Raw genomic sequence first — 11,880 nt, 5'->3', positions numbered from 1 at the left:
TTTTGCTGTGTCTCTGGAAAGATGTTACTGCGCAGGCTATTGCACCTCTGCGGCGGTGATCTCTGCGTCTTCGACCTTGTCTTCCTTGCTGTTCTCGGAAGGGGCCAGCCGCAGCACGGTGAAACCGATGATTGCGGAGATCACGGAACCTGACAAAACGCCGATCCGCACTTCGTTCATGTAGAACGCATCTTCAAAGGATAGCCCGCCGATAAAGAGCGACATGGTGAACCCGATCCCCGCAAGGGCCGCGACGCCATAGATGTGCAGCCATGTGGCCCCGAAAGGCTTTCTGGCGATGCCGAGTTTGACCAGCGCCCATGTCATGCCGAAGACGCCGATCTGTTTACCCGCGATCAGGCCCAAAGCGATACCCAAAGGCAGCGGGGAGAACACATCGGACAGTGTCACGCCGGAGAGCACAACGCCCGCATTGGCGAAGGCGAAGATCGGCACGATCAGGAAGAACACATAGGGCGAGAGGGCATGCTCCAACGAGTGCAGCGGCGACTTGCCCCATTTGTCCTTGATCGGAATGAAGAAGGCCGTAATTACACCCGCGAGCGTCGCATGAACACCGGATTTCAGCACCAGAACCCAAAGCACCGCACCCAAAAGAATGATCGGCGCGATCCGGTGGATGCCGGAGCGGTTGAGGTAGAACATGATCGCCAGCGGGATGAGCGCGAGGAAAAGGTAATCCAGATGCAGTTCTGCCGTGTAGAAAAACGCGATGATCAGGATGGCACCCAAATCGTCGAGGATCGCCAGTGTCAGCAAAAAGACCTTGAGCGAGGACGGCACCCGATCTCCCACCAGCGCCAGAATCCCGAGCGCAAAGGCAATGTCGGTGGCCGCCGGAATAGCCCAACCGCTATGAGTCTCGGGCGAGGAAAGGTTGAGTGCGAAATAGACGAGGGCAGGCATCAACATCCCCCCGACGGCCGCCATGCCCGGCAAGACCACATCACGGGGGTTCTTGAGCTTGCCCTCCATCAATTCGTGTTTGAGTTCCAGCCCCACCAGCAAGAAAAACACAGCCATCAATCCGTCATTGATCCAGAGAATCAAAGGTTTGGAGAGGCCGTTTTCACCAAGCTGCACGGTGAAATAGGATGATAGGGCACCGTCATAATAGGGGTGAAGCGAGGAGTTGGCCACGATCATGGCCGCGACAGCTGCGACCATGAGCACGATGCCGCCGGAAATCTCACTGTCGAAAAACTGTTCCAATTTGCGGAGGAGCATTGTCTTTTTCTGTTCTTTCCTGAAAGTTGATTTAAAAGTGCGCCATATATAGATGGGGCCGACCTCCAAGGTTTCAATAAGGACACGATGAATGACCTATCAGATTGATCATTTGGTGATTTCCGCCGGTGATCTCGAACAGGGACGTGACTGGGCGGAAACGCTTTTGGGCGTCGAATTCGGCCCGCGCGGGGAGCATCAGGACATGGGGACGGAAAACCGTCTCGTGGCGATGACTCGGCCGGACGGGGAAAAGGCCTATCTCGAAGTGATCGCCCCTGATCCGAAGGCACAAAGACCGGATTTTCCGCGATGGTTCGATCTGGACAACTTTGGCGGACCGCCGAAACTGACGAACTGGGTCGTCTCCTGTCCTGATCTGGAAGAGGCATGGGAGCTGGCCCCTGCCAATGTCGGCCGGATCATGTCGTTTCAAAGGGGCGATTATGCGTGGCGGATGATCGTGCCGGAAACAGGCATCCTACCTTTTGACAATTGCTTCCCTGCGTTGATTGAGTGGCACTCGGCGCACCCTGTGCCCAAGCTGCCCGATCCGGGGCTGAGGTTCCGCAGGCTCAAGATTGCCCACCCTGATGCCGAAGGGCTGCGTGCGGTGCTTGCACCTTTTGTCTCGGCCATGGAAAATGTTCGAATCGTACAAGCTCAGACACCGGCAATGACCGCTGAAATCGGAACTGACTCCGGGGAGATATGGATCGCATGACAGAGAAACCCTTCCTACGCGAGGCCGTGGCCACAGATGCCGCTGCGCTCAAAGCCATTATGGCCCCTGTGATCGCAGGCTCGACAGCCTCGTTTTCCTCCGAAGAACGTGATGAGACTGCATGGGCGGCGATGGTCGAGGACCGTCTGGCGCGAGGCCGTGCATTCTATGTCGCCGAGCTTGCCGGCGAGGTGGTGGGATATGCCACCTATGACCAGTTTCGCCCCGGCAACAACGGTTACCGGTTCACGATGGAACATTCCGTCTATCTCAAGGACACGGCCCAAGGCTACGGGCTTGGCCGGACGTTGATGCTCACGGTCGAACAACATGCGCGCGAGGCGGGGCATCACTCGATGATCGCTGCGGTGGATGCCGACAATGCGGGCTCCATCGCCTTTCACAAGGCTCTGGGCTATGAGGAGGCAGGGCGCATTCCGCAGGCGGGTTTCAAATTCGACCGCTGGCTGGACGTGTTGTTTTTGCAGAAATTCCTGTGAGTTCACAGTTTTGTCGCGGGACTTGAGCGGGCACAAAGTGTAAGCTCGCCTCATGTCGATTTGGTCTAAAATATTAGACGCGCTCAAGGCGCTCAGAGCAGGGGAAAGCCTGTCAAAAGTGTTTGAGCAGTTTCGCTCGGACCCTGAACGGCGCGTGGGCTTTGCCATCGCTGTGATCGCGTTAGGGGCGAAAATGGCCAAAGCCGACGGGCTTGTGACCCGCTCCGAGGTCACGGCCTTCCGCGAGGTGTTCCATATCGCGCCCGAGGACGAAGCCGCCGCCGCCCGCGTTTTCAACCTTGCGCGTCAAGATGTGGCGGGCTTTGAGGATTACGCCAAAAGCGTGAAAAAGATGTATGGCGCGAATTGTCAGCCGCTTATGGATATCATGGATGGTTTGTTCCATATCGCGATGGCCGACGGGACGTATCACCCCGCAGAGGATGCGTTCTTGACCCGTGTGGCCGAGATTTTCGACGTGAACGAACGCGCTTTTCGGGCGATGCGGGCGCGCTATGTGCCTGATGCGCAGCGTGACCCCTATGATGTTTTGGGCGTCGATCCCACCGCCCCCTTGGCCGAGATCCGGTCGGCTTATCATGCTTTGGTCCGCGAAACCCATCCCGACCGGATGATCGCTCGCGGCGTTCCTGAAGAGGCGATACAGCTTGCATCCGACCGGTTGGTGGAAATCAACGCGGCGTGGGAAGAAATCACCGGAGACCGCGCGGCGTGATCCGGATTGCGACCTATAACGTCGAATGGTTCGACAGTCTGTTTGACAATCAAGGCCGCCCGCTGGCTGATGACCGATGGTCCGCCCGCCACAATATCACTCGCGAGATGCAGCTTAATGCGCTCGGCATCGTGTTCAATGCGCTGGATGCCGATGCGATTATGGTGATCGAGGCGCCTGACACCAGCCGCAGACGCGACACTGTGCGCGCGTTGGAGCAATTTGCGGATTGGGCCGGGTTGCGGGCGATGGCTGTGGAGATGGGATATGTCAACGAGACGCAACAGGAAATTGCGCTCATGTATGACCCGCTTGTGTTGCGTGCGCAGCATGATCCTATGGGGACGGCTGCCGGTTTGGCAGAAGAGGGCGAGCCGCCTGCGTTCAACTCGGTATATCGGCTGGACCTCGACACGGATCGCGACCGCGAGAAAGTCCGGTTTTCCAAGCCTCCACTGGAACTTTCGCTGGAGCTTCGCGAAACGGGCTTTGCCTTTCGCATGATCGGGGTGCATGTGAAGTCGAAAGCGCCTCACGGGGCGCGCAACCGCGATGATGTGATCCGCATTTCTATCGAGAACCGGCGCAAGCAACTGGCGCAATGTATCTGGCTGCGTGAGCGGGTTGAGCAGCATTTGCACGCGGGTGAGCCGTTGATCGTGCTGGGTGACTTTAACGACGGGCCGGGGCTTGATGAATATGAAAAGCTGTTCGGCCGGTCTGGCGTCGAGATCGTCATGGGGCGCGAAGATCCGGATGTGCCACCCGAAATGCGGCTCTGTGATCCTCATGCGACCGAAGCCCTGTCGCGGCGCGGCAATCAGGGGCTTACCTCGGCGCGTTTCTATATCGAGCATGAAAAGCGTTATCTCTCGGCACTTCTGGACTATGTGATGGTGTCACAAAGCCTGACACCAAACGCCAAATGGCGCATCTGGCATCCGTTTGATGACCCGGTCTGCTTTAATACGCCGGAACTGCAACGTGCGCTCATTGCGGCATCGGACCACTTTCCGGTGACGGTTGATCTGGACCTGCCTGCGAAAGGAGAGGGGTGAAATTTCCGGCCGCAGCGCGTATATATGGGCCATGAAACATCTTGCTCTGATCCCCGTGCTGTTTTGTGCGACTCCTCTTTGGGCGGAGGCCGCGCCGGAAATCTCACCTGATACCGCACGGCCGGAGGTGGAAGACGGCTGGTCCTTGCTGCGCGAGGGATCAAGGCTGTTGCTGGAGCAATTGTTCGATGAGCTGGCCCCCGCGCTCGAAGACCTTGAGGGATTTGTAGGCGACCTGAATGCCTATGAGGCGCCGGTGATCCTGCCCAATGGCGATATCCTGATCCGTCGCAAGCCCGAGCCACCACAAGAGACCACGCCCGATGGGTCGGACGGGGCGATTGATTTGTAGCGATTAACCTTTGAGGTGGCGCACTTCGGTTTTTGCGCCGAGACTATTGGCCAAAGACTGGAACCGCGCTTTTGTGACCTCGCCGAACAGGTCTTCGGCTTCGGGGCGCAGGGTCAGGACGAGTTCTTTTTTCTTCGGATAATAGGTCAGTTTCGCCATATTCGTCGGCACATCCACGGCAAACATCGCGCCGAACCGCATGGCTTTGCCCAGAACTTCGGCGTCGCGGATTTCCTTGTCCGACAGCATGTCGATCAGGTCGGCAAAGGGTGTGTTATCGCGGGAGTTTTTGTAGCGATGCAAAAGCGCAAGGCCGAGGAAAATTCGCTCCTTATGGTTCAGTCCACCCAGATTGGCGCGCGTGGCATTGTCGAAACAGACCTCAGCGCGATAGTCGGGATGGGCCCGCCATGTCACGTCATGCAGAAGACAGGCTGCACGGATGAGCCGCATTTTCTCATATTGGCGTGCGCGGAACATCGGCTCGATGAAGGCATGCAACTGTTTACCAAAGCCCGGAATGCGCGCGTCTTTCATTTCCGAGAAGCGGCAGGCCTCGATCAACGGGTCTCTCTCGCGCACCGTTTGCGGCATTTGCTCATACAAAAGCCCCTCGCGGATGCCATAGGAAGAGACGCAAATCTCTTTTGGATGAAAGGTGCGCACCAGTTGGCGCAGCACTTCGGAGGCAATCGGGACCAGCGCCATGCGTGTCGAGGACGTCCCCGTTTTTGCCCGCAGTTTCCCCATATCGCTATTGCGGATGAACTTGATCGTGTCGGTCACGGACCGGCTCGACATCCGGTATTCATGCAGCACATGCAGGGGATAGTTGCGTCGCTCCATATCGATCCGCGCAATTGCTCGCCATGAGCCGCCGACAAGGTAAATGCGCGGGTGATCCGTGCCCATGGTCTCGGCGAGGTCTTTCATGATCGGCGCGATATGGTCCTTGATCCCCTTGCGCCCGCCTTTCAGCCCCTGAAGTTTCAGAGGCCCCAAGGGAGAGGTGACGCGTTTGCCCACTTCGCCGTGCGACACGACCGCCAATTCCATCGAAGACCCGCCAATGTCGCAGACAAGCCCGCTTGCCTCCGGCCAGCCCAGCAAAACCCCTTGCGCCGAAAGCCGCGCCTCTTCTTCGCCATCAATAACCCAAAGGCTGAGGCCAGTCTCCCGTTCAATCTCTTCGCGAAACGCCGGCCCGTCCTGCGCTTCGCGCACCGCCGCAGTTGCCACAGCAGTCAAAGGGGGGATCCCCATGCCTTGTGCAAGTTTCTGAAACCGCCGGATCGCAGACAGGGCACGTTTTTTGCCCTCGGGGTTGAGCCGTCCGGTTTCCCGCAGACCCGCGCCCAGACCGCACATGATCTTTTCGTTGTAGAAATAAGCTGGGCTTCTCGCCGCGCCATCGAAGACGACAAGACGGACAGAGTTTGACCCTACATCGACCACGCCCACGCGCGACAAGGCACGGGCCTCTTCGTCGAGAAACAGCGGGCGGCCGAACACGCCCCAATCCGGTTGTCCCGTCGCGGTTTGCGCAAGTTCGGTCATGTCGATGTTCTTCCCTTAGAGCGTTTACTGCTGAAGCTGTTTCGGGTTTGGCGAAAACCCATCCCAAACTGCATGGCTGCCGCTGTCTTTCTCACAAGTGAGCGCCTCACAGTTTCGGGAAACGCTTCGGGTTCGGGGTGACAGTGCCAAATGGCTCTGGCTTCGTCAATTGCATGGAGCGCTATGTGTCAGAATGGGGTTTCTTTGCCTCAGTCTTCCGGCGGGAACAGGCCTTGGGCAAGGCTGCGGGAAATCGGTTTGCCCGCACGCAGGGCTTCGCGGTCAAGTGCATCGACGAGGTCGCGCGCGGAGGCGGCGGAGCGCTCCATGCGTTTGACAAGCCACGGAATAAGGGCGACGGGGACTTTGATCTGGCGGTCTTCGAATTGTTTGACGAGCATGGCGGTGAGCAGCATGTCATCAGGCGGGTCGATGCGGGTCACGGTCGTGCCCTGCATGCGAGAGGCCAGATCGGGCAGGGTCAGGGACCAGTGATTGGGCGGTGTCTCTGCGGTGATCAGAAGACGACCACCTTCGGCAAGGGTGAGGTTGTGCAAATGGAAGAGCGCGTTTTCCGCCTCGCGGGAATTGGCGAGCTCAGGTAGGCCGTCGACATCTTCGACGACGACAAACCGGCGCGCGGCCAGTTCCGGAATATTTGCCGATGTGAGGTCTGCTGCAGGCAGGATTTCTGCGTTGTGTTCGGCGGCAAACACATGCGCCATATGCGTTTTCCCTGCCCCGGAAGGGCCGACGAGCACCAGCTTTCCGGAGGGCCATGTGTCGACTGCATCAAGTGTTGCCAGCGCGACGGCATTTGAGGGCGAGACGAAAAAAGCGTCACGCCCCAGCACTTGGCGGGTGGGAAGGTCAAGGATGAGCTGTTCGGACATAGGTCAGCTTTCAGGGGTGTCCTGCGAGTGGGACGTGTCAGCGCTCTGTCCGCGATAGAGGAGGCTGTCACGATATTGTTCAAGGCCGAACCGGACGAGGACGCCGAGGGCTGCGGTGATCGGGACGGCGACGAGCATGCCGACAAAGCCGAATGTGGAGCCGAAGGCCGACAGCGCAAAGATCAGCCAGACCGGATGCAACCCGATGGAGGAGCCGACAAGATTAGGGGTCAGGATGTTGCCCTCGAAAAACTGACCGATGGCAAAAATGCCGACGACGGCTGCGATCCACTGCCATTCGCCCCAGAACTGGAAAAGCGCTAGCCCGATTGATAGCGTGCCACCAACGATGGCGCCCACATACGGAATGAAGGTTAACGCGCCGGCGATGGCACCTGCTACGAGGCCGAATTTGAGGCCGACGAGCATGAGACCGGCGGCATAAAACGTGCCGAGGATGAGGCAGACCGTCCCTTGGCCACGGATGAAGGACGCCAGTGTTCGGTCAATGTCCGAAGACAGGCGGCGAATGACTGGCGCGTGGTCGCGCGGCAGCAATGCGTCAATGCGGGCCACCATGCGATCCCAGTCCATCAACAGGTAGAAGGTGATGACAGGGACGAGCACCAGAAGCATCACGACGTTGAACAGGCTCATGGCGGAGGCAATAGCACCGGAAAGCAATTCACCGCCTTTGGACTGAATGGTCTCGCCGATTTGTGCGAGTGTCTGGCGAAGCTGGCTGCCTTCATCAAGCAGGACCGGAAATTTTGCCATCAGGAAGGTTTGCAGGTTATCGATCAACTCCGGCGCAATATTGACCAGTTCTGTGGCTTGTTTGACCAGTGTCGGAAGGACAAGCAAGGCAATCACAACGAAGAGAATGGCCGCAACAATCGTGATCACAACGGTTGCCGCGACACGGTTCAAGCCCCAACTCTCAAGCCTGTCGGCCACAGGATCGAGCATATAAGCGACTGCCATGCTAAGGACAAAGGGCAGAATGATATCGCCCAGAAACCACAAAAGCGCAAAGAAGACCGCAGCAGCGATCCCCCAGTATTTCATCTGATCGCGGACCGGTAATGCCATATCGCCCTTTCGCCTTTGTCCCCATATCGCCTGTCACGATATGGGTTTCAAGGGGAAGTGTTGTCTTCTGTGCCAGAAGGGGCGGTTTCTCTGTGTCGCTACCCTGCCGCTGAAAAACTTTGGTCGTATCCGTCCTGTTCCTCAGACGTTTCAGGCGGGGTTGTGACAAAGGTCTGAACCATCTCGCTTAATGCGCGCGCGCCCTCGGACAGAAGCTTGTTGGCGGCGGTGGTCTGTTCGAACATGGCTGCATTTTGTTGGGTGACGCTTTCGAGTTCCGAGATGGAGTGGTTCACATTGGAGAGGTTCTGCGACTGGTCGCGTGTGGCTTCTGCGGAGGATTGCAGGCGCCGCGTAATTTTGTCGACAGAGGCCTTAATGCCACTCAATGCATCTCCGGTCCGTTTGACGAGATCGACACCGTCCTGTACCTGTTGGTTGGAGCGTGCAATAAGCTGATTGATTTCCCGAGCGGCATCCGAGGAGCGTTGCGCCAGAGCGCGCACCTCGGAAGCAACGACAGCGAAACCACGTCCGGCATCTCCCGCACGGGCGGCCTCGACGCCGGCATTGAGGGCTAGAAGGTTGGTCTGGAACGCGATGTCATCAATCACGGAGGTGATTTTGTTGATCTCATGTGAGCTGTTTTCCAGACCGCTCATGGCATCAACGGCCTGTTCCATGATGACAGAGCTGTCCGCGGCTTCTTTGGAGGTGGCCTCCGCAAGCGTTTGCGCGTCGGAGGATTCGGAGGCGACGGAATGAAGCGCCTTTGTCAGATCCTCTACGGCATGGGCAATTTCAGTCAATGTGGCGGCCTGACGTTCTGTTCGGGCGGAAAGGTCATTCGCGGAAGTGGAGATTTCGCGCGACTGGGTTTGAATGTCGCAGGAATGTTCGCGCACATCATGGATGGCCGCCGCCAACTTTTCGGTGGCGCTGTTGAAACTGTCTTTCAGGCCGGCATAGGCAGGGTCGAGGGCCTCGGTGATCCGTGTGCTCAAATCCCCCGATGACAATTGGTCGAGATGAAGCTCGAAGACCGTGAGGAGGTGTTGCAACGCCTGATCATGCTTTTCCCGGGCCTGATCGTTTTGTGCCTGAAGCTTTTCGCGCTCCTGTCGGGCAAGTTCGTTTTCATGCAGGGCCTCTTCGGCAGCGCGACCGGCAGCTTCGGCTTGTGCGGAGGATTTGCGGGCCTGTGCCAATGCTTCTTCGGCGCGTTGTTTTTCCTGCTGCGCAGAGGCCATAGCTGCTTTGGCCTCGTCGGCGGCTTGCAGGGCTTCTTCCGTCTTGCGGGCGGTCAACTCGCTGCCTTGCCAGCGTTTCAGGATCATATAGAAAAGCGCGCTGGATTCGAGCACGACGATGACAGCATGGAATGTGGTGCGCTCGATGTTGAACCAGAGATCGGTCGAAGGATAAACGAGCGCGGGCATTGCAAATGTCAGGACAAGGTGATGCACGGCAATGGTGCCTGCCGAGATGATAAGGGCGCGCAGGCTTGTCATCAGGCTGATCATGGCGAGCACGGCAAAATATAACATGTGACTGTCGATTTGCAGCGGATTGCCGATCAAGGCCGCATTGCATGTGATGGCGGTACCTACCATGGCTTGAGCGGTCAGAATATGTGCGGCACTTGGCTTTAACCGGGGCGCGATGAGGCCGAGTGCGGCGAATAGGCCGCCCCCGATCAGTGCGGTGGTGAGGTCGCCTTGTGCGATGGCAATCATGGCAATCATGGCAAGGCTGAAGCCAACATTTGCTTTTGACAGAATGCCTGTGGCTTCGTTTTGAATGGTGGAAAGTTCTTGAGAAGGGTTAGACATTTTCAATTCCGCAAAGCTGAGCAATTTTTGAACCATCAAGGACGAACCATGCGCCCGCGTGGGAAAGTGCGATAAGGTCGGCCTCCGATCGCGTATCGACCAAAGTGCCGAAGGGGGCGCGAAGCGGGCCGATCCGTGTGAGGCCGACCTGCGCCAATATTTGATCCGCATCTTGCCATGGTGGAATGATTGCGAGTGTCGGCGTCTCGCCACGGACAGGGCCGCTGACCACTGTGATAAGTGTCAGGCCAAAGGCGAGGACCGTCGCTATGACAGAAAATATATGCTGCATTCGGATGTCGACCTTGCGTTGACGAGGCTTGTGATGGCTCCTTCCTAGCGATAATTCCTTTAAGTTCGCTTAATCGGCCGAAGAAGTTGCAGATCGGGGGCGGGTTCTCTTGTCTGACCCACAGGGATCGCTTAGACCGATGCAAACACTGATCATTCGAGGGCTTCCCGCATGCGTTTGTCGCGTTATTTTCTTCCGGTTTTGAAAGAGACCCCGTCCGAGGCACAGATTGCGTCGCACCGTCTGATGCTGCGGGCTGGTATGATCCGCCAGCAGTCTGCGGGGATCTACTCGTGGTTGCCGCTGGGCTATAAAGTTCTCAAGAATATCGAGAATATCGTTCACGAGGAGCAGCAGCGTGCGGGCCATATTCCGCTTTTGATGCCGACGTTGCAATCAGCCGACCTCTGGCGCGAAAGCGGGCGGTATGATGATTATGGCGAAGAGATGCTGCGCATCACGGACCGTCACGGGCGCGATATGCTTTATGGGCCGACGAACGAGGAGATGATCACCGACATCTTCCGCTCTTATGTCAAATCTTACAAAGATTTGCCGCTGACGCTCTATCATATCCAGTGGAAGTTCCGCGACGAGATCCGCCCCCGTTTCGGTGTGATGCGTGGCCGTGAATTCTACATGAAGGATGGCTACAACTTCGATCTGACGAAAGAAGACGCGCTGCACGCCTACAACCGCCACCTTGTCTCCTATCTGCGCACCTATGAGCGGATGGGGCTTCAGGCGATCCCGATGCGTGCCGATGGCGGGCCGATTGGCGGGGATTACACCCATGAGTTCCTTGTGCTGGCCGACACGGGTGAATCCGAAGTCTTCTACGACAGCGAGATCACTGATCTGAAATTTGGCGACCGCGAGATTGATTACGATAATGTGGAGCAATGTCAGGCGGTGCTTGAAGAGTTCACCTCGCGCTATGCCCGCACGGATGAAACCCATGACGAAGCGGTTTTCGCCGAAGTTCCCGAGGAACGCCGCCGTAGTGCGCGCGGGATCGAGGTGGGCCAGATCTTCTACTTCGGCACGAAATATTCCGAAGCTATGGGGGCAACGGTGCAGGGGCCGGATGGCAAGCCGACGCCTGTGCATATGGGCTCGCACGGCATCGGGGTCTCGCGTCTTCTGGGAGCGATCATCGAGGCATCGCATGACGATAAAGGCATCATCTGGCCGGAAGGTGTGACGCCGTTCCACGTAGGAATCGTCAACCTGAAACAAGGGGACGAGGAAGCCGATGCCGCCTGTGAGGCGCTCTATAAATCCTTTGAGGCACTTGGGCTTGAGCCGCTTTATGACGACCGCAAGGAACGCGCCGGGGGCAAGTTTGCGACGATGGACCTGATCGGTCTGCCGTGGCGCATTACTGTTGGTCCGCGCGGGCTCAAAAACGGTGTGGTCGAAGTCACATCGCGCCGCACCGGTGAAAGCGAAGAAATGACGCCGGAACTGGCCGTCGAGAAAATCGCGAAAATCTACGCGGATTTGTAAGTTCGGTTTTCGCGACCAACCAGATCGGCAAGAAGTCGCGACAATTCAAATATGCGGGGGCGGGGTGTTTGTATCCCGCCCCCGAAT

At 57.7% G+C, this 11,880-nt stretch carries 12 protein-coding genes; 6 read left to right on the top strand and 6 right to left on the bottom strand.

The window, feature by feature from the left end:
* Nucleotides 1-36: 36 nt before the first annotated feature.
* Nucleotides 37-1,248, bottom strand: coding sequence for a Na+/H+ antiporter NhaA (gene nhaA, locus BM152_RS06470; RefSeq protein WP_066599422.1), 1,212 nt, complete (start codon nucleotides 1,246-1,248; stop codon nucleotides 37-39).
* A 91-nt stretch (nucleotides 1,249-1,339) separates the two neighbouring features.
* Here nhaA and BM152_RS06465 point away from each other — a divergent pair, with 91 nt between their 5' ends.
* Genes BM152_RS06465 through BM152_RS06445 form a run of 5 tightly spaced genes read left to right on the top strand, consistent with a single transcriptional unit; the run spans nucleotide 1,340 to nucleotide 4,618 of the window.
* Nucleotides 1,340-1,972 (top strand): VOC family protein, encoded by a 633-nt coding sequence (locus BM152_RS06465; protein WP_066599421.1) that lies wholly within the window; start codon nucleotides 1,340-1,342, stop codon nucleotides 1,970-1,972.
* The gene (locus BM152_RS06460; protein WP_066599419.1) at nucleotides 1,969-2,472 is read left to right on the top strand and encodes a GNAT family N-acetyltransferase; all 504 of its coding nucleotides are present in this window, start codon (nucleotides 1,969-1,971) and stop codon (nucleotides 2,470-2,472) included. The genes BM152_RS06465 and BM152_RS06460 overlap by 4 nt, the downstream gene beginning before the upstream one ends.
* A 52-nt stretch (nucleotides 2,473-2,524) precedes the next feature.
* Complete coding sequence (locus BM152_RS06455) at nucleotides 2,525-3,208, top strand: molecular chaperone DjiA (RefSeq protein WP_066599416.1); 684 nt, start codon at nucleotides 2,525-2,527, stop codon at nucleotides 3,206-3,208.
* Nucleotides 3,208-4,266 carry an endonuclease/exonuclease/phosphatase family protein gene (locus BM152_RS06450; protein ID WP_066599725.1) on the top strand — a complete coding sequence of 353 codons (1,059 nt, stop codon included), beginning with the start codon at nucleotides 3,208-3,210 and terminating at the stop codon, nucleotides 4,264-4,266. Before BM152_RS06455 ends, BM152_RS06450 begins: the two co-directional genes overlap by 1 nt.
* A gap of 31 nt (nucleotides 4,267-4,297) precedes the next feature.
* Nucleotides 4,298-4,618 carry a hypothetical protein gene (locus tag BM152_RS06445; protein WP_066599413.1) on the top strand — a complete coding sequence of 107 codons (321 nt, stop codon included), beginning with the start codon at nucleotides 4,298-4,300 and terminating at the stop codon, nucleotides 4,616-4,618.
* A gap of 3 nt (nucleotides 4,619-4,621) precedes the next feature.
* Here the strand turns inward: BM152_RS06445 and BM152_RS06440 are convergent, their stop codons facing one another.
* The 5 genes from BM152_RS06440 to BM152_RS18950 all read right to left on the bottom strand — a co-directional run bounded on the left by BM152_RS06440 (nucleotide 4,622) and on the right by BM152_RS18950 (nucleotide 10,284).
* The gene (locus BM152_RS06440; protein ID WP_066599410.1) at nucleotides 4,622-6,175 is read right to left on the bottom strand and encodes a Ppx/GppA family phosphatase; all 1,554 of its coding nucleotides are present in this window, start codon (nucleotides 6,173-6,175) and stop codon (nucleotides 4,622-4,624) included.
* A 209-nt stretch (nucleotides 6,176-6,384) separates the two neighbouring features.
* Nucleotides 6,385-7,068, bottom strand: coding sequence for a P-loop NTPase family protein (locus BM152_RS06435; RefSeq protein ID WP_066599407.1), 684 nt, complete (start codon nucleotides 7,066-7,068; stop codon nucleotides 6,385-6,387).
* A 3-nt stretch (nucleotides 7,069-7,071) separates the two neighbouring features.
* Entirely contained in the window at nucleotides 7,072-8,160 is a 1,089-nt protein-coding gene (locus BM152_RS06430; protein WP_066599404.1) for an AI-2E family transporter, read from the bottom strand.
* A 98-nt stretch (nucleotides 8,161-8,258) separates the two neighbouring features.
* Nucleotides 8,259-9,992 carry a methyl-accepting chemotaxis protein gene (locus tag BM152_RS06425; RefSeq protein ID WP_066599402.1) on the bottom strand — a complete coding sequence of 578 codons (1,734 nt, stop codon included), beginning with the start codon at nucleotides 9,990-9,992 and terminating at the stop codon, nucleotides 8,259-8,261.
* Complete coding sequence (locus BM152_RS18950) at nucleotides 9,985-10,284, bottom strand: hypothetical protein (protein ID WP_066599399.1); 300 nt, start codon at nucleotides 10,282-10,284, stop codon at nucleotides 9,985-9,987. The genes BM152_RS06425 and BM152_RS18950 overlap by 8 nt, the downstream gene beginning before the upstream one ends.
* 171 nt (nucleotides 10,285-10,455) lie before the next feature.
* Between BM152_RS18950 and proS the strand changes: the two genes are divergently transcribed.
* Entirely contained in the window at nucleotides 10,456-11,793 is a 1,338-nt protein-coding gene (proS, locus tag BM152_RS06415) for a proline--tRNA ligase (RefSeq protein WP_066599396.1), read from the top strand.
* The last annotated feature ends 87 nt before the right edge of the window (nucleotides 11,794-11,880 follow it).

This window comes from Celeribacter halophilus, from assembly GCF_900114135.1.
GTDB lineage: Bacteria > Pseudomonadota > Alphaproteobacteria > Rhodobacterales > Rhodobacteraceae > Celeribacter > Celeribacter halophilus.
This window is presented reverse-complemented; position numbering and strand designations above follow the sequence as displayed.

Coding starts and splice junctions, on each gene's coding strand:
- nhaA (WP_066599422.1), bottom strand. CDS start 1,248: ATGCTCCTCCGCAAATTGGAACAGTTTTTCGACAGTGAGATTTCCGGC.
- BM152_RS06465 (WP_066599421.1), top strand. CDS start 1,340: ATGACCTATCAGATTGATCATTTGGTGATTTCCGCCGGTGATCTCGAA.
- BM152_RS06460 (WP_066599419.1), top strand. CDS start 1,969: ATGACAGAGAAACCCTTCCTACGCGAGGCCGTGGCCACAGATGCCGCT.
- BM152_RS06455 (WP_066599416.1), top strand. CDS start 2,525: ATGTCGATTTGGTCTAAAATATTAGACGCGCTCAAGGCGCTCAGAGCA.
- BM152_RS06445 (WP_066599413.1), top strand. CDS start 4,298: ATGAAACATCTTGCTCTGATCCCCGTGCTGTTTTGTGCGACTCCTCTT.
- BM152_RS06440 (WP_066599410.1), bottom strand. CDS start 6,175: ATGACCGAACTTGCGCAAACCGCGACGGGACAACCGGATTGGGGCGTG.
- BM152_RS06435 (WP_066599407.1), bottom strand. CDS start 7,068: ATGTCCGAACAGCTCATCCTTGACCTTCCCACCCGCCAAGTGCTGGGG.
- BM152_RS06430 (WP_066599404.1), bottom strand. CDS start 8,160: ATGGCATTACCGGTCCGCGATCAGATGAAATACTGGGGGATCGCTGCT.
- BM152_RS06425 (WP_066599402.1), bottom strand. CDS start 9,992: ATGTCTAACCCTTCTCAAGAACTTTCCACCATTCAAAACGAAGCCACA.
- BM152_RS18950 (WP_066599399.1), bottom strand. CDS start 10,284: ATGCAGCATATATTTTCTGTCATAGCGACGGTCCTCGCCTTTGGCCTG.
- proS (WP_066599396.1), top strand. CDS start 10,456: ATGCGTTTGTCGCGTTATTTTCTTCCGGTTTTGAAAGAGACCCCGTCC.